Here is a 17,383-nt window from a genome sequence, read left to right on the forward strand (position 1 = left end):
ACGGACAACGAGCCCAACCCGCGAAAACCCTGTCCACCGGTAACCCGACGACTGGTACGTGTTGCTGGGGAACCCGCCGTGGTGCCGGATCAGGTCAACGCCAGAATTCGCGTGAGCACCTCCTCCGGGACCGCCCCGGACGGGATCTCGCCGAGCAGAAAGTCGCCGTCCGGTAGCACCTGATCGTTATCAAGCCAGAAGCCGGGTCGGATGATGGCGCCCGAAGCGGATGCCCCGTGCACGTCTATTCCGCACGAGGTGCGCAGGGCCAGCGTCCACTGGTAGTGCTCTGTGACGTTGGCAATGGGCGAGTACGTCTCCAGGGGCACCAAGGTCGTGTCTGGCGCGCCCGGCAGCGTGCGGTCGTCGAGCAGCACGCCCGCCAGGGGCAGGGCCGCGAAGCTGCGGAGCCAATCGGCCACGTACATCGAGGCGTTTTCACCGTTGTCGGCGTCGAGACCGGAGACATCTGTCGTGCCGGAAAAGTGGTGTGTGCGGGCCAGCCACTGCATCGGTGAGGGAATCTGCAGCACAATGGGCGCACGTTGGGTCTTGCTGAACGTGGTGGCGAATTCCGTCACCTGGGAGAGCAGGGCGGAGTCGGCCAGCAGCGTGCGCAGGGCGTAGCCGGTTCGGGACTTGGCGCTCATAGCCGATTGGAGATCGAGGTTCCCTTTCAGGTGATGGTCGTACAAACGGTCGAGGCTGAGCAGGGCGACGTCGGACTTCACCAGCGCCTGCGCCTGCCCGAAGAAGTTGGAGTAGGCCATCGGTTCAAGCCAGGGCACCGGTCTGCCTTGCAGTAGCACGGCCTGGGCATAGTCATGGCTGTCCAGCAGCACGGCGCGCGTGCGTCCCGACGGCGGCTGGTCAATGACGCTGGTCAGCGAGGTGGTCACGGTGTCTCCTTGATCGACGAAAGCTGAGGGCCGGGGAGCACGCCACCGTATTTCGTCGATGGCGTGCTCCCCGGCTGGTGGGGGATTGGCGGGCCGGTCAGGACTTGTGCTCGACCACCTCGCCATATTTCTCTTCAAGCTCGCGTACGCGGGCCTCGAGCTTGCTGATCTTCAGCACCCGGCGGTCGGGAACCATGATGAGCGGCAGATCCTCGATCTTGCCCTTGATTCGCTCGGGCTCGAGTCCGCCCCAGTGAGTGGCGAGCAGTTCCTCGTCGTTGTCCTGGCCCCAGGACCCGAAGTAGAGCAGGTCCGTCGGCGGCTCTTCCTTCACGAATTCCTTCACGAATTCCTTGTAGGGCGTGCCGCGGCTGATGCGAGCCTGACGCATCTCGGCCCGAAGCTCGATGGTGGCCTGCTCGTGCACCACGTAGGTCTCGGGTTCCCAGACCACGCCATACATCGTCGTGGCCGTGTGGGCCGAGATGCGGTCGAGTTCGAGGTCGGTCACCACGAGCTCTGGGTCGCGTTCGAGGACATCACCGTAGCCACCGCCCGCGCCCTGGGCGATCATGTACAGCTCGCCCTCCTTGGCCACGTCGAACTGCAGTCCCATGTGCGCGGACTGGTAGTCGCCGCCCTCAAAGGGCTGCTCATTCATGACGCGTTCCATGGACAGGTCGAACTGTGACGGATCCTTCTGGATGATGTCGTAGATGTTGATGCCCTTGACCGTCGCAAGCGGGTACACGGGGCAGCCGTAGCCTCCGAACATGCCGGGAACCGACGAAAACTTCGAGCCGCTGGTGACGGTCATGAACCCCCAGCTCGGAGTCCCGCGCGAGGCGACGATCATCTCGTAGCCCATGCCGCCGCGGAACTTGCCAAAGCCCTGGTTGTCCCGCACCAAGCGCTTGCTCACCAGCTGCAGGAACGGAACCTCCTCTTCCATGACCTCCTGCTCGCCGATGTCAGCCATGGCGCAGAACAGCGGGGCCACGGCGTTTTCACCGTCGCGGAACGCCTTCGCGCCGCCGCCCATGCCGTTGAGGTCGGCGCACAGGTTGCCCACCTGTTCGCCGTTCTGTGTCGTGCCGCCCCAGAGGAAGTCGTTGATCTGATTGAACCAGGGGGCAACGACGTTCGAGTACTTCTGGGGAGAGGAGAACTGCATCTTCGCGAAGGCCGTTTGAAGGGCCGAAAAGCCGCGGAAGGATGCCTGCAACGACTGGCCGACCGGAGCGTCGTAGCCCGCATCTGCCCAGCTGTGTTCCTCGGTGATGATCTCGATCGGTGACAGCGCGCCAGTGCTGCGCGGCAGGTCGGGCCACCAGTACGACAGGATCGCCTGGGCCATGAAGGACTTCGTCGATGCGAGCGGAGAGTTGATGGCCCGGTTCAGGATCTCCGGGCCGGTGCCGGTGAGATCCACAATCATGCGTTCGCCCTTGATGGTGATCTTGCAGGCGAACTTGATCAGGATGTTCTCTTTGAGGGTGGAGTCCATGAACTGGTTGAACGTGACTGTGCCGTCCGGCAGCTCACCGATGCGCCGGCGCACCTCGGTCTCCACGTCTTCCACGGTCACCCGCAGCGAGGCCACGAACGTCTCCTGGCCGACCTCATCGATCAGGCGGTCGACGGTGTCCATGATGCGCTTGACGGCGCCCATCTTCACCTTGATGTCGGCGAGCATGAGCTTCGGGTCGCGGGTGGAGTGCTGCAGGAAGGTGAGCAGGTCGCGGCGCAGGTGCCCCTTCTCCACGATCTTGATCGGTGAGGCGCGCAGCCCGTCATCGAATGGCGTCTCAGAGCCGGACGGCATGCCGCCGGGCTCGCAGGCGCCATTCTCGCCTTCGTGGATGGTGGCGCCCACCCAGGCGATGATGATCCCGCCGCGGATGACGGGTACGAGCATCGACTGGTCAGTGTTGTGCACCATGCCGAAACGGGAATCGTTGTGGAAGAAGCCGTCGCCCTCGTTGATGCCGACGGTGGGCTCGTCCTTCCAGTTCTTCATGATGTACCGGATGGGGTGGTGCAGCACGGCGGAGAAGGCGATGACACCGCGGTTGGAGAGATACGTCACATCGCCCTCTGCCGTGTACACGGCGCAGGACAGGTCTGCCCATTTGGCTCCGGGGGCGGCGCCCATGCTCTCGCACATTTCGAAGGCCTCGTCCAGGGCGCCGGCGAGGCGCTTGCGAATACGGTCGATCTCGAGCGGGTCAATGCCCTGGCTGATGCATTCCTCTTCATAGGCCGTGCGGGGCATGATCTCGTGGTGGCGCATGATGGCCGGGTCCGGTCCGAGGAAGAGTGTCGTCTCGTCCATGAACTTGTCGACCCACTGCTGTTCCTGGTTGGTGAGTTCCTGGGGGTTGGTCTTGCTGGTGTCTCCGTCGTTGCCGGCCGGGACGAATACGTCTGTTGTCAGTGTCATTGTTCTCAAGCTCCTTTGCTTGCGTGTTCTGGAAACGTGGTGACGGTCGGAAGGGTTGCTGTTCCTAATCGCTGAGCAACCACACGGCCCCCTGCACGGTCGGCTCGAGGCGCCAGCCCGGCTCAACGAGGTATGTAGTGTTCTCGGTCGTGACGATTGCCGGTCCGTGGATGACGAACGAGTGCTTCAACGCGTCGGCGTCATACACGGGAGTGTCGACGGCTCCGTTGATGCTCGTGAAGTGCACCTGGCGGCGCGTCACGGGAACGGGCTTCGTCTTCTCTCCGCCGACCTGAATCGACTCGAACTCAATGACTTCGCCCTCAATGAACGATGCCACTCGAATCGTTTGCACACGGATGCCCGCCTCGGGTGCCTGGGTGCCCTCGCCGTAGCGCTCACCGAAGATCTCGGAGAAGGTCCTGATGAGGTGCAGCACGTCGGCGACGCCGTTGACCCGGTTGATGTCGAATGCCACGGCGGTCGTGACGAGCTGATTTCCGTACCGCATGTCCATCTCAAGGCGGTAGCGTACGTCGGCCCGGTCGTAACCCTGACGAACGAGATCCTCGGCGCCCTTCTCCTCAAGCTCCGCGATGTAGCCGTTCAGTGCGTCGTACTGGTTGTACAGACTGCGCTTGATGGCCTCGTAGAGCACCACGTAGGCGCTGCGCTCGTGGATGTGGAGCGGTTGCATGTTGCCGGCGCCGAGCGCCGAGAACACCGAGGCGAACGGCGGGAACAGGATACGGCTGATGCCGGCGCTCGCCGCGATCCCGCACGCGTGCAGGGGACCATTGCCGCCGTAGGCGAGCATCGTGTAGTCCTCGATCAGGCCGCCGCGCGAACGCAGCTCCTTCTCGATGCCGATCGCCATTTGCTCGTCCACGGTCTTCTTGATGACCTTGGCGACTTCAACCGCATCGAGGTCCAGCTCGTCGGAAAGCGTCTCATCGATGACGTACAGCGAACGTTTCTTATTGAGCTTGATGTGGCCGTTCGCGTAGTTGTCGGGGTCGAGGTATCCGAGAACGAGGTCGGCGTCGGTGACCGTGGGCTGCAAACCACCGCGGTCGTAGCAGGCCGGACCCGGGTCGGAACCGGCGGACTCCGGGCCGATCTGAATAGCGTGGTGGATGCGGTTGTAGGTTGCGATCGACCCGCCACCGGCTCCGAGCGTGTTGAGGTGGATCATCGGCGCCGACACCATCCAGCGTCCGATCGTGGGCTGGAAGTCGTAGTGCCGCACGCCGCCCTCCGGGACAAGCCCGATGTCGAACGAGGTACCGCCCATGTCCATCGAGACAACGTCGCCGAGGCCGGTGGACTCCGACAGGTGCTGGGCCGCGCCGACGCCGGCGATCGGTCCGGAATGAATCGTCTGCAGGGCATCCGTTGAGTTGGGCTGGGCCATGCCGCCCGAGTTGTGAATCACCAGCATGGGCTTCTCGTAGCCGGAGTCCCGAAGGTTATTGGAGAGCTGGTTGAGTGCGTAGAACATGGTCTCGTGCAGGAACGCATCGACGATCGTTGCCATGGCCCGCACATACTCACCCTTGCGCCCAGACACCTGGCTGCTGAGGAGCACCGGGATCGACCCGAGTTCGTGCGGGGGGTACTCGTCGAGGATGATCTCGAGAATGCGGTCCTCGTGCACCGAATTCTCGGTGGCATTGGTGAGGGCGATCACGATCGCCTCGGCGCCGTTGTTCACGAGCTCTCGCACCTGGGTGCGCACGTCGTCGTACATGATCGGTACAAGCACCTCGCCCACCGAGTCGATGCGCTCCTTCACCGAGCGGATGAGCCGGCGGGGAACGAGCGGCTCTGGTCGTTGGGCATCGGGCATGTCGCCCTGCTTGACGCCGTCGAGTCCTTCGCCGTAACCGCGTCCTCGAGACAGCGGGATCGTGTCTTCGAAGCCGTGGGTGACGATTGCGGCCACGCGGGGGCCCTTGCCCTCGATGAGCGCGTTCGTGCCGAGCGTCGTCGCGTAGCGCACCGAGTCGACTTCCTTGAGCGCGGTTTCGCGGGAGATTCCCGCGCGGTCACAGGCGCGGTCGAGGGCCTCGTTGAATCCGAGGGCCAGGTTGTGGTGCGTCGTGAGCGCCTTCGACTCGATGTAGACGTCGTCCCAGACGAAGAAGCAGTCGCTGAACGTGCCGCCGATGTCGACAGATATTCGCTTCATGGTCAGTTCGCTCCCATGGTGTCGGTGGTGCGTGGGCCGTGCGAGTGGCCGCCGACGGAGTCGAATCGGGCGCTCAGGTCGGTGACAGCGTTCTCGCCGGGGCCATAGTTGACGACCTCTTCCGGGTTGCCACCGTGGGCCTCCCACTTTTCGCGCAGGGAATCGATGTCCCAGAGCATGTCGACGGTGGGAGGGTGTCCCGGCGGGAGGTACTCGGCCTCGATCTGGGTGCCGCAGGTGGGGCAGTAGAACTCCAGGATGCGGCAGAACGTGGGGTCGGGGGAGAACGTGAATTCGTACTTCTCCGGGTCGATGACCGGCGGGTGGATCTCCCGGGGGTCCCGGTCGTAGACCAGGGTTCCCTCTTTGTAGTTGCCGCGGGCGTCGCCGAAATCGTGGGCGCAGACGCGGCAGATCCAGCGTTCGGTGTCGAGATCAATAAAGAGGTATTCCGTCATGGGAACGCGCATTGTGTTTTACCTTCCTTGGTAAACGCAGGTGTGTAATGCGGGGATTAAGAGTGGATGTTGTCGGTCAGCAACAGGTCACCGGCGTTGGAGACCGTGAGGTTCCAGCCGAGGGGAACGCGGGCGGTGAAGAAGGGACCTTCCACGATGGCTGGTCCGGATGCCGCGGCGCCCGGCTGCTGCTCGTCGAGCTGGTACACCGACACCGTGTCGACCTGCGAGGCGGAGGACCGCACCTGGCGGGTTCCGTTGACCACGGCCGGCGTCGTTGCGGCGGGGGAGCCGCCCTCAAGGACCGGGTGCGGCAGACGGAAGATGGCCTTGAGCGAGAGGATCTCACTGCCATCTTCGAGCAGATCAGTCCACTCGAGTTCGCAGTCGTCGATATCGTGCCCCTCCTGGAACATGTCCCGGGACGCATCGAGAAGCATCGCGGCCTTCGCCGTCTCGATCTCCGCCGGCGTGAACCCGGTGACGTCGATCTCGTACGACTGGGCGATGTCCGAGAAACTGATTCCGTAGGCGGAGAACACAGCCGCCAGGCGGGGTACGAGCACGTGGCTCACGCCCACGCTGCGGGCCGCGGCGCACGCACTCATGGGGCCACCGCCACCGAAGGCGGCGATGGTGGTCTCCGGGCCCGGCTTGAGCAGCTTGGCGAAGGCCTCGGCGAGCTGGCTGGAGTACGTTGCCTCCATGCGGATGAGTGCCTCCTCCAGGGTGATGCCGAGGGGGACGGCCACCGTTTTGGTGATCACGGCACGGGACCGTTCGGCGTCCAGCGCCAACTCGCCGTTCAAGTACGTCTCGGGGTCGAGCACGCCGAGCAGCAGGTTGACATCGGTGATGGTGGCCTGGGTGCCGCCGAAACCGAAACAGGCCGGTCCGGGAGCCGCGCCGACACTCTCGGGGCCCACGGTGATCACGCCGTCGTGCACGGTGATGATGGAGCTTCCGCCGACGCCGAACGAGTGCACGTTGCTCATCTCGTACGAGATACCGACGCCCTGGATCGAACCGCGACGGTCCACGGAGATGGTGGAATCCTCGACAGATCCGACGTCGGTGGTGGTGCCGCCGACATCGATCATGAGCACGTTCTTCAGGCCGTAGGCCTCGGCGAGTGCGCGGGTGCCTTCGAGGCCGCCTCTCGGCCCAGAGGAATAGGTCTTGAGTGCCACCGACTTGGCGACCCGCGAAGAGGCACCGTCGTTGCGGTAGATCAGCAGGGGGTTCTTCACCTTGTAGGCGCGCAGGCGGTGCTCGGCGCTGTAGAGAAAACGCTCAACCGTGGGGTGCAGGAAGGAGTTGAGGATGCCCGACCAGATCTGTCGTGAGCGGTTCGTGTCGGATGCGAACTCCCGCGAGAACAGGATAGGAACCGAGCCGAGCAGGTGCCGGGGAAAGTTCTTGAGCATGGTGCGCTTGTACAGGTGCTCGCGCTCGAGGCTCGTGGCCGCGACGACGAGACGCTCAGCGCCGGCCGTCGTGAGTCGGTTGATCTCGGACACCAGGTCCCTCGCGAGTTGCTCGGGGGCCTCGTCGGCCGCAACCACGGCAATTCGATTGCCGATGAGGTCATCGAAGAGACCGAGCTTCTCCTCCGCGCCGCGAAGTGTCGCAGCGAGGTTCTGGTCGTCGGTGATGAGGCCGATGAGCGGCCCCTTGCGCTCGACGAGTGCGTTGGTGCCCTGCGTCGATGAGTAGCGGATGTGCCGGGTGGAGTGAAGCAGGTCGGCGAGGTTGGGTTCGTCGAACAGCTGGGTCGAGGCCTTTGTCATGGCGTCGAAGAGGCATTGAGAGAGGTCGACCGGGGTTGTGAGAGTTTTCGTGAACGTGAAATCCGTTCCGCTTCCCACCACGATGTCGGTGAGTGTTCCGCCATTGTCGATGTTGATCAAACGTTCCATGAGCGCTCCTTTGCGTTGGTGTGGAATGGCCGGGGCCCTCGTGGGGGCCACAAACACCAGCGTGCCGCACCTGTGAAGAGGCGGCGTGTCCCACATTGGGACACCGTCCGTATAGCGCTGCCGTTGGTTCAGGGGGCATGCTTATAGAGTCCACAAAGGAGTAGATATGCCCGAAACGGCCGCTCGGCGACGACGGATTGCGGCTGCCCGCGCCGATTTTCTGCGATTCGATGGCACGGGGGCACACGCGCGCACCGCGCCGGTACCCGACGTGGTCGCGGGGATCGTGGCCGCATCATGGCAGCGGTCATTCTCGGCCGGAGTCAACGCCGCCACCGCGCAGGCGGTCTTTCACGATGACCTCGACCTCACGAGTCGACTCATGCGTTGCTCCAAACCCGTGATCGCCCGGCTCAGCGACGACATGGCCCAGATGCCGCTGAGTATCGTACTCACCGATGCCCGGGCGAGAATTCTGAGCCGCTCGGAAACCAACAGGACGATCGGCACCCTGCTCGACCAGGTGTCCCTTGCCCCCGGGTTCAACTATGCCGAGGGCGTCGTGGGCACGAACGGAATCGGTACCGTGCTGGAGTCCGGCCAATCCCTGTACATCGTGGGCCCGGAGCATTTCAACGAGAATCTTCAGTCGTTCGCCTGCGCCGGCAGCCCGATCCGGGACCCGCTCACCGGGCGAGTGGAGGGCGTGCTCGACATCAGTTGCCTGAGCGAGGACTCAAGCCCCCTCATGCGTTCCGTCGTGCAATCGGCCGCGCACGAAATCGAGCGGAACCTTCTCGTTGACCGCAGCCAGCGCCAGCAGGCTCTCTTCGAGGCCTACGTTCGAGCGGATGCCCGCACGCGTGGTGCCGTCATGGCCGTCGGTGGCACCATGGTCATGGGAAATGCCATTGCCCAGAGCCTTTTCGAGCCGGCCGAACAATGGGCGATCCACGAACACGCCCGTTACCTGCTCACCCGCCGGGGCCAGCCCATTGACCAGATCGAGCTGACCAGCGGGAAGGTCGTGAATCTCCGCGGCACACGGGTAGGGACAGGCGATAATCTGGCCGGAATCGTGCTGCTCGTTGATATTGAGAGCGAGGCGGCGCGGGTGCCGTTCGTGCTCCCGGCGGCGGCCACTGGTGCGATCACGCCGGTCGCCGGTCCGATCGCCCCGGCCGATGACGTTGACCGTTCGCTGCTCGCCAAACGCACCTATACCGGCATCGTCGATGCGCTGCAGCAGCGCCGGAGTCTAATCGTGGGGGGTGAGGCGGGGAGCGGCAAGCTCTCCGTGCTGGTCGACCTTTTCCATCGTGTCGTTCCGACCGGGCGAACCAGGGTCTACGCGTCGACCGGGCTGAGCGTTCCCGCGCCGTCCGAGGACCTGCCGTCCGGCACCGAGCCCATGCTGTTCGTGTTCACGAACATTGACCAGCTGACGGAACCGGCCGTCGACGACCTCGATCGTTTCCTCGTTCTGTTGGCGGCGAGCGAGCGTCCACTCAGCATCGCGGCGACGATGAGCGGAACGGATCTCGACCCGGCGCTGCCGTTCACCCGCCTGCTGGCGAGGTTCGAGGCATCCGTGACGGTGGCCCCGCTCCGCCACCGACTCGACGACCTTCCCGTCATCGCCACCCGCGTGCTCGCCAATCTCGCCGGTCCGCGGCATGTGAGTCTCAGCCCGGGGGCCATGCGCGTACTCTCTCGCTACACGTGGCCACGAAATATTCGCCAACTAGAAGAAGCACTTGAGGCGGCTCTTCTCAAACGGCCCGTCGGCGAGATCCAGCCGGAAGACCTTCCCGGCTACTGCCACACCGGGGCCAGGCGGCTGCTCTCGCCCATGGAGGCGGGCGAGCGCGACCTTATTATCAGGGCCCTTCGCGATGCCGACGGCAACCGGGTACGCACCGCGGAAGCACTCGGAATCGCCCGGTCGTCCCTGTATCGCAAGCTGAAGACCTTTGGCATCGATGCGGCCTGATCATCAGGACAGTCCGGGTGGTTCGTCGTCGAGCGGCTGCGCTCGTTGTGGTGCATCACCCACCCGTCGTGTGGGGAGACGGGGTAACTTTTCGGTGCTGAGCGTCGGATTGTCGGTGTATGAGACATCATGGTGACCATGACGTTTTCGCTCGACGCCCAACCGGGGCTGCAGGTCCTGGCCCAGCCGGCCAGCCTGCGGGCACGCGTGACCGACGCCCTCCGGGAGTCGCTCATCGCCGGAAAAATGCAGCCGGGTCGAATCTACTCGGCTCCGAACCTGGCGGACATGCTCGGGGTATCGGCCACCCCGGTGCGCGAGGCCATGATCGACCTGGCCCGGGAGGGGCTCGTGGAGGCGGTTCGCAACAAGGGATTCTTGGTCAATCAGCTGCTCGACCGGGATCTCGACGACCTCACCGAGCTGCGGGCGCTGATCGAGGTGCCCACGATCGGCAAGGTCGCCGCCCTGATTACGCCGGAACAGGTGGCGGCGCTGCGCCCGCTGGCTCGGCAACTCAACAGCACCGCGATTTCCGGCGATATTCGCGAGTTCATTCGCGCGGACAGCGCGTTTCACCTGCAGATTCTGGCCGTGGCCGGCAACCACCAGCTTGTGGAAGAGGTGCGACGCCTGCGCAACCTGTCACGCCTCTACGGCCTCGGACCGTTGGCAGAGTCCGGCGAGCTGATCGCCACCGCTCAAGAACATACCGAGCTGCTCGACCTGCTCGAAGTCCGCGACGCCGTGGGCGCAAAAATACTGATGGAACGCCATTTCGGCCACATCAGGGGCGTGTGGGCCGGACTCGAAGAAATCTGATCCCCCCCCGAACGGGGCGCTTGATTCAGCACTTCGGGCAGGAGTCGGAGTGTCTCGGTTTGATAACCAATACCGCCTCGCGTTGCTGTTTGCAATGTGAAATTGTACCGTTTAGCTCAAGCAGCGGCCAGAAGATGGTCGCTTTCGCAAGATCAAGGGAGATGTGTGCCTGAATCGAATCTGCCTAAGCAGATGGTGAGCCTCAGGGGTGTCTCCAAGAGCTACGGTGACAAAGTCGTCTTCAGCGATATCGACCTCGATGTCGCCGTGGGTGAAGTCACGGCCATCATCGGTCCCAGTGGCGCCGGCAAGAGCACACTGTTGCGCTGCATCAACCTGCTGGAACTCCCCGACAAGGGCGAGATCACCATCGGGGACAAGACCATCAAGGCCGGGTCCACTGCCACCAACAAAGAAGGTGAGCAACTGCGCCGCAAGGCCGGCATGGTTTTTCAGCACTTCAACCTCTTCCCGCACATGAATGTGCTGCGCAACGTCTCGTTTGCCCAGGAACGGGTACTCAAGCGCAGCCGCAAGGAGGCCGAGGAACGATCCCGGCTGCTCCTCGACCGTGTCGGGCTGGCTGATTTCGCCGACGCCTACCCGGCCCGCTGCTCCGGCGGCCAGCAGCAGCGCATCGCCATCGCCCGCGCCTTGGCGATGGACCCCGAGGTGATGCTGTTCGATGAGCCGACCTCAGCGCTTGACCCCGAGGTCGGCCTCGAAGTACTCGCGGTCATGCGGGAACTCGCCGACGAGGGCATGACCATGATCGTGGTGACCCACGAGACCAATTTCGCCAAGGATGTGTCGGACAACCTCATCGTGATGGCCGACGGCAAGATCATCGAACAGGGCGACCCCGGCAAGATTCTCTCTCATCCCGAACACGAGCGCACCAAGCTGTTCCTGCGCGCCGTGCTGGGTCGGTAGGCGTGCAACACCTGCAAGCAGTGCTCCTCGGCGTGCCGATGACCCTGCTGATCACGGTCGCCGCCGTCTCAATTGGAGCGGTGCTCGGGGTACCCCTCGTCGTCGGCCTCAGGGCCAAAAACTTCGTGGTGCGGATTGTCTCGCGCGGGCTCGTCGATTTGATCCGGGGCATCCCCGCGATCGTGTGGCTGTTCATCATCTACTTCGGCGTGAGTATCGGAGCCTTCCGCTTCAATTCCACGATGGCCGCGATCGTGGGCCTCGGCCTCATCTCCGCGGCCTACTTTGCCGAAATCTACCGCGGAGGCATCTCCGCGGTCGACATGGGCCAGTGGGAGGCCGGAAACGCCCTCGGTGTCAATCGCTGGACCACATTCGGCCATATCATCGGCCCGCAGGCCTTCCGGGTATCGGTTCCGTCGATGACGAGCTACGCCATCAGCCTGCTGAAAGACTCGTCGATCGCCTCCACCATCGGCGTCACGGAAATCGTTTTCTTCACGACCCAGGACGCGCGGTCCAATGCCGGCGGCCTCACCGTGTATCTGCTCGCCGCCGCCATCTACCTCGCTCTGAGCGTTCCGCTGGCACTGCTGGCGCGGCGTCTTGACGCCAGCCTGAGAAAGAAGGTATCTCGATGAGTGTCATCGCGGACTGGATTGAGTGGTTTCCCGCTCTGGCCAATGGCCTGTGGCTCAGCGTGCGCATCACCGCTGTCAGCCTGATCGTGGGGCTGCCGGTTGGCCTGGGACTGGCCGTGATGGCCGCAAGCCAAAACCGGGTTGCGCGCACCATTTCGGTCGTGATCGTCGAAATCGGGCGCGGCGCACCGGCCCTGGTCGTACTGCAGCTTTTCTACTTCGGTCTGCCCAGCGTGGGTATCACCCTCACGTCATTCGTGGCGGCCTGTTCAGCCCTGGCGCTGACCACGGCGGCATTCACGAGTGAGATTCTGCGCGCCGGGCTGCAAGCCGTTCCCCCGGGTGAGGTCGAAGCCTGCAAGACGCTCGGCGTTTCCCCGCGGGATACCTTGCGTTTCGTTGTGATCCCGCAAGGTCTGCGGATCGCCCTGCCCGCACTGATGGGATTCAGCATCCTCATCTTCCAGGCCACCTCGCTCACCTTCACCATCGCGGTGCCCGAGCTCCTGAGCCAGGCATACTCGATCGGCTCCACCACGTTCAACTACCTCAGCGTGCTTGTTCTTGCCGGCCTGCTGTATGCCGTGATCACCATTCCGGCATCCTGGCTGGTGGTGAGCACCGAGAAAAGAATGTCCCGGCATCTCAGCTATGCGCGGTGACCCCATTACTTACCCCAGCACCAAATCAACAGCATGCATTAGGAGATTCACATGAACAACTTAGGTCGTAGTTTTGCCGGAGTCGCACTCGTGACCGGACTTGTCGCCACCCTCGCAGCATGCAGCGCCGCCGAGCCCACAAACGTCGCCGACGATTGCACCCCTGATTACGTCTTTTCCACCATCGAGTCCGGCACGCTCACCGTGGGACTGACCGAAATTCCGCCGTTCAGCTACACCGACAATGGCGACGCGACCGGCGTGGACGTGGACATCGTCTCGGCCTTCGCCGACGCCAACTGTCTCACCGTGGACTACGTTCCCGTCACGTACAGCGCCGCGGTCCCCGCTGTCGAGAGCAAGCGCATCGACCTCACCATCGGCGACTGGTACCGCACGGCGGCTCGCTCCGAAATTGTGAACTTCACGGCCCCGAACTACCTCGACGAATTCAGCGTCATCTCGGAGACCGGCATCACCACGGTCGAAGGTCTGGTCGGGCAGAAGGTCGGAACGGTCGAGGGCTACCTCTGGGTCGATGACCTGCGCACCCTGCTCGATTCTGACCTGCAGGTCTACCCGTCGAGTGTGGAGCTGAAGCAGGACATCGAAGCCGGACGCATCAACGTGGGCGTGGATGCCTTCGGCACGTCGCTCTACAACTTCGGTGACACGGACTACCAGGTAACCACCGTGGCCCCCGACGAGCGCGTTCTCGCCACCGTTGAGGCTGCCCAGACCGGCTTCCCGTACACCCAGGACAACACCGACATGGGCATCGCCCTCGACGCCACGATCGAGGACCTGCACGCCTCGGGCGGCATGGTCGACATCCTGGAAGCCCACGGCCTGCCGGCATCCGCTGAAAAGGTCGGCGAGCCGCGCCTGATCGAGTAGTGACGCGGCAGTAATGCCGCTTCAGCAATACCGTATTCAGTAATACCGCCACACCGGAGAACGGAAGAAAACTATCTCATCGACAACACCCGCACCGATCGCACTTATCACCCCTGATCAGGTGCACGAGGGCCTGTCGATGAAGAATGCCGTTCTCGCCCTGGCGACGGCGTTGCGTGCCGGGCTCGACCCGCACGCAACGCCGGCCCGTGGCAACATTCCACTTGACCGCGGAAGCTTTCTCATCATGCCGGGAGAGTTCGGCGACTATGCGGGCGTGAAGATCCTCACCGTCGCTCCCGATAACCCGGCCGTGAACCTGCCGCGCATTCAGGGAAACTACTTACTGTTCGAGTCGAAAACGCTGCGCCCCGTCGCGCTGATCGACGGCATCGCCCTCACCCTGCTGCGCACTCCGGCCGTTTCGGCCCTCGCGGTCGACCTGCTGGCCGCCACGGATGCCTCCACCCTGCTTGTCTTCGGGACCGGCCCCCAGACCCTCTACCACGTTCGTGCCGTGGCGGCCGTGCGAGAACTCACTCGGGTCACGATCGTCGGACGCTCCGCCGAACGGACCGAGGAGCTCGTCGCGACGCTGCGGGCCGAAGGCTTCACCGCCTCGGCCGGATCGGCCGATGATGTTGCCGATGCGCAGATCGTGGTGTGCTGCACGAGCGCCAGCGAACCGCTCTTTGACGGCGCCCTGGTGCGCGACGACGCGGTCGTCGTGGCGATGGGTTCGCACGATCCGGCCTCCCGCGAGACCGATGACACGCTGGCCGCGCGCAGCCGGGTCTATGTGGAAGACATCGACACGGCGCTCCGCGAAGGCGGCGACGTGGTCGTCGGCATCGAGCACGGCTGCATCGACCCGGCGGACCTGGTCACCCTGTCGCAGCTGGCCTGCAATGGTGCCGACCCGCGCACCGGCCCTGCCCTGTTCAAGAGCGTCGGCATGGGCTGGCAAGACCTGATCATCGCCAGCGCGCTGCACGCCCACCGCGACGCCGCCCACCAATAGTGCCGGATTCGAAGAGCGCGAGCTCACGGGGCCCGGTCGACTTCGAGCGGGCCGACGACGCCGGACCGACCGTGACCGTCATCGGCGGCGGCGTGATCGGGCTCACGTGCGCCCTGCAGCTGGCCCGGTCGGGGTACGCGGTGACGGTCGTCGCCGCGGAAGCGTCGGAGGACACCTGCTCGGCGGTGTCCGCTGCGCTCTGGCTGCCCTTTGAGGCCGCCCCGAAGGCAGCGGTCATCGGCTGGTCTCGTGAGTCGTTCGGGTACTTCGCGGCGTTGTCGCTTGATTCCGACTCCGGGGTCACCATGAACGAGGGCATTGCGCTGTACCGCAGCGAACCGCACCAGGATTGGTGGACCGCGGCCTTGGAAGACTCCCGCGATGCCCGCCCGGACGAGTTGCTCGGCGGGGCGGCGGCGGGAACCGTGTGCACCATGCCGTTCGTGAAGATGCCCCTCTACCTGCCCTGGCTGCAGGAGCAGTGCCGCGCCGCCGGCATCCGTTTCGTGCGGGAGCGCGTGCAGACGCTGCACGGGTTCGCCCCCGACAGCGACTGCATCGTGGTCGCGGCCGGTCTGGGGTCAGCCGAGCTGATGGCTGACGAGGAGATGACGCCCATTCGTGGGCAGGTCGTTCGACTGAGCAATCCGGGCCTCACCGACTGGATCCTCGACGACGAGAACCCGCACGGAATGCTGTACATTTTTCCCCGCGGGGAGGATGTGATTTGCGGTGGAACCACCGAGTCCGGGTCCTGGAACACCGAGGAGGACCCCGCGACCACGGAGGCCATTCTTCGGCGCGCCCGCGCGCTTGTTCCCGCCCTCGAAGATGCCGAGGTGCTGAACGCCAAGGTGGGCCTGCGCCCATTTCGATCCGCAACGCGTGTGGAGACCGCACAGCAGGCCGGGCGAACGGTAGTCACCTGTTACGGCCACGGCGGCGCCGGCGTCACGATGAGCTGGGGCTGCGCCGATGAGGTGGTGCGTTTGGTTCGTGCAGAGGCAGGCCCGCCTGCCGGGGGATATCCGGCGAAGCCTATTTACACCCCGTAGATCGACGGTTACCCGCCCGTGTCGCTGAGCGGGCGGCCACACATACGCGTGCCCTATTGGGTGTAAGTTTTTGACCAAATGGTCACCAACCCGAATGTGCATTTTTCCGCTTCCGCCCTCGACTTTCTTGACGAGCTTGAACACCACAATGATCGGGAGTGGTTCGCCGAGAACAAGCCGACATACGAGCGTGAGCTGAAATCCCGGATGCTTGAGGTGGCTGAAGCGGTCAACGACACGCTGGCCGAATTTGCTCCCGATCACCTGCGAGCGCCGAGTAAGGCCATGCTGCGCATCTACCGCGATGTGCGCTTCGCCAAGGATAAGAGCCCCTACAAGACGCACGTAGCCGCCCACTGGCCGCGACAGGGCGTCGAGGGCAGCGCCGGGTTCTTTCTGCAGGTGGGGGCGCGGTCGCTCATGATCGCCGGCGGCGCATGGGGTCCCCGGCCGGATCAGCTTGCAGCCATCCGCCGGCACATCCTCGACCACGAGCAGGCGGTGCGCGGCCTCCTCGGCGATCCGCACCTCACACGTCTGTTTGAGCCGATGGACGGCGACGCGCTCGTGCGTGCGCCGCGCGGATTCTCCGCCGATCATCCCGCCCTCGATCTGCTGCGAAACCGTCGCTGGGCGTTTACCGCGCACCTGCCCGGGGAAGCGGCCGAGAGCCCGGACTTCATCGAGACCATCGTCGAACGGTTTCGGGCGGTCGCGCCGCTGGTCGAGTTCCTGAATACGCCCCTGACCACCCTCGAGGTGACCCGCAGCCTCACGAAAGGACGTGCCTGACGTGACCGACCTGCCCATGTTTCCGCTCGGATCCGTTCTGTTTCCCTACATGCCGGTTCGGTTGCGGGTGTTCGAGGAACGCTACCTGGTGATGCTGTCGCGGGTGCTCCAGGCGGAGCCCGCAGAATTCGGCGTGGTTCTGATCGAGCGTGGACAGGAAGTCGGCGGGGGTGAACACCGATTTCGCTACGGCACCGTCGCACGCATCACCCAGGTTGGGGCCGACGAGGGCGTTGTGGCCCTTATCGCCCAGGGCGATCGGCGAATCGAAGTGCTCGACTGGCTCGCGGAAGACCCGCATCCGCTGGCCCGGGTGCGTGAGATCGCCGACCTGGAGTGGAACGATCGCCTGCTGCCCCTTCGGGAGGAGGCCGAGACGACCGTGCGCCGTGCGCTGGCACGCGCCAGCGAATTCGCAGACCAGCAGTGGGCCGCAGACGTTGAGCTGTCCCATGACCCGGTGGCCGCCGTGTGGCAACTCGCGGCAATCGCGCCGGTTGGTCCCCTCGACCAGGTGGCCCTGCTGCGGTCGACGACAACGTCGGCGTTGCTCACCGCCGTGATCGACCTCACCGTGGCGGCGTCGGCAACCCTGGGAGAGGAGTGGCCGGGCGAATGAGCCGGCGATGCAGACGCCGGAGTGAATGAGAACATTGG

Annotated in this window: 15 protein-coding genes; 10 read left to right on the forward strand and 5 right to left on the reverse strand. The window is 64.4% G+C overall.

Going from position 1 to position 17,383, the window contains the following annotated elements:
* Nucleotides 1-89: 89 nt before the first annotated feature.
* From EDD25_RS12770 to EDD25_RS12790, 5 genes are all read right to left on the reverse strand, one after another.
* Complete coding sequence (locus EDD25_RS12770) at nucleotides 90-899, reverse strand: hypothetical protein (RefSeq protein WP_134173651.1); 810 nt, start codon at nucleotides 897-899, stop codon at nucleotides 90-92.
* A 97-nt stretch (nucleotides 900-996) separates the two neighbouring features.
* Nucleotides 997-3,342 (reverse strand): hydantoinase B/oxoprolinase family protein, encoded by a 2,346-nt coding sequence (locus EDD25_RS12775; protein WP_134173653.1) that lies wholly within the window; start codon nucleotides 3,340-3,342, stop codon nucleotides 997-999.
* Between the two features lie 64 nt (nucleotides 3,343-3,406).
* A complete protein-coding gene (locus EDD25_RS12780) occupies nucleotides 3,407-5,533 on the reverse strand; it encodes a hydantoinase/oxoprolinase family protein (protein WP_134173655.1) in 2,127 nt (708 codons plus the stop codon).
* A gap of 2 nt (nucleotides 5,534-5,535) precedes the next feature.
* Nucleotides 5,536-6,003 carry an acetone carboxylase subunit gamma gene (locus EDD25_RS12785; RefSeq protein ID WP_134173657.1) on the reverse strand — a complete coding sequence of 156 codons (468 nt, stop codon included), beginning with the start codon at nucleotides 6,001-6,003 and terminating at the stop codon, nucleotides 5,536-5,538.
* Nucleotides 6,004-6,047: 44 nt separating this feature from the next.
* Nucleotides 6,048-7,910, reverse strand: a complete 1,863-nt coding sequence (locus EDD25_RS12790) for a hydantoinase/oxoprolinase family protein (RefSeq protein ID WP_134173659.1) — start codon at nucleotides 7,908-7,910, stop codon at nucleotides 6,048-6,050.
* A 166-nt stretch (nucleotides 7,911-8,076) separates the two neighbouring features.
* On the opposite strand from EDD25_RS12790, the gene EDD25_RS12795 reads away from it, so the two are divergent.
* The 10 genes from EDD25_RS12795 (at nucleotide 8,077) to EDD25_RS12840 (ending at nucleotide 17,345) form a co-directional block, all read left to right on the forward strand.
* Complete coding sequence (locus tag EDD25_RS12795; RefSeq protein WP_134173661.1) at nucleotides 8,077-9,903, forward strand: sigma-54-dependent Fis family transcriptional regulator; 1,827 nt, start codon at nucleotides 8,077-8,079, stop codon at nucleotides 9,901-9,903.
* A gap of 138 nt (nucleotides 9,904-10,041) precedes the next feature.
* A complete protein-coding gene (locus tag EDD25_RS12800; RefSeq protein WP_198418899.1) occupies nucleotides 10,042-10,725 on the forward strand; it encodes a GntR family transcriptional regulator in 684 nt (227 codons plus the stop codon).
* Between the two features lie 192 nt (nucleotides 10,726-10,917).
* Nucleotides 10,918-11,658 (forward strand): amino acid ABC transporter ATP-binding protein, encoded by a 741-nt coding sequence (locus EDD25_RS12805; protein ID WP_134175476.1) that lies wholly within the window; start codon nucleotides 10,918-10,920, stop codon nucleotides 11,656-11,658.
* A 2-nt stretch (nucleotides 11,659-11,660) separates the two neighbouring features.
* A complete protein-coding gene (locus EDD25_RS12810; RefSeq protein WP_134173665.1) occupies nucleotides 11,661-12,299 on the forward strand; it encodes an amino acid ABC transporter permease in 639 nt (212 codons plus the stop codon).
* Nucleotides 12,296-12,961, forward strand: a complete 666-nt coding sequence (locus tag EDD25_RS12815; RefSeq protein ID WP_134173667.1) for an amino acid ABC transporter permease — start codon at nucleotides 12,296-12,298, stop codon at nucleotides 12,959-12,961. Before EDD25_RS12810 ends, EDD25_RS12815 begins: the two co-directional genes overlap by 4 nt.
* A gap of 51 nt (nucleotides 12,962-13,012) precedes the next feature.
* Entirely contained in the window at nucleotides 13,013-13,858 is an 846-nt protein-coding gene (locus EDD25_RS12820; protein ID WP_134173669.1) for a substrate-binding periplasmic protein, read from the forward strand.
* Nucleotides 13,859-13,979: 121 nt separating this feature from the next.
* Nucleotides 13,980-14,879 carry an ornithine cyclodeaminase family protein gene (locus tag EDD25_RS12825; RefSeq protein ID WP_277871701.1) on the forward strand — a complete coding sequence of 300 codons (900 nt, stop codon included), beginning with the start codon at nucleotides 13,980-13,982 and terminating at the stop codon, nucleotides 14,877-14,879.
* A complete protein-coding gene (locus EDD25_RS12830; protein WP_198418898.1) occupies nucleotides 14,879-15,934 on the forward strand; it encodes an NAD(P)/FAD-dependent oxidoreductase in 1,056 nt (351 codons plus the stop codon). The genes EDD25_RS12825 and EDD25_RS12830 overlap by 1 nt, the downstream gene beginning before the upstream one ends.
* A 78-nt stretch (nucleotides 15,935-16,012) precedes the next feature.
* Entirely contained in the window at nucleotides 16,013-16,726 is a 714-nt protein-coding gene (locus EDD25_RS12835) for a DUF2461 domain-containing protein (protein WP_134173673.1), read from the forward strand.
* Nucleotides 16,719-17,345 carry an LON peptidase substrate-binding domain-containing protein gene (locus EDD25_RS12840; protein WP_241986551.1) on the forward strand — a complete coding sequence of 209 codons (627 nt, stop codon included), beginning with the start codon at nucleotides 16,719-16,721 and terminating at the stop codon, nucleotides 17,343-17,345. Before EDD25_RS12835 ends, EDD25_RS12840 begins: the two co-directional genes overlap by 8 nt.
* Nucleotides 17,346-17,383: the final 38 nt, after the last annotated feature.

The sequence above is a fragment of the Cryobacterium psychrophilum genome (genome assembly GCF_004365915.1).
Classification (GTDB): domain Bacteria; phylum Actinomycetota; class Actinomycetes; order Actinomycetales; family Microbacteriaceae; genus Cryobacterium; species Cryobacterium psychrophilum.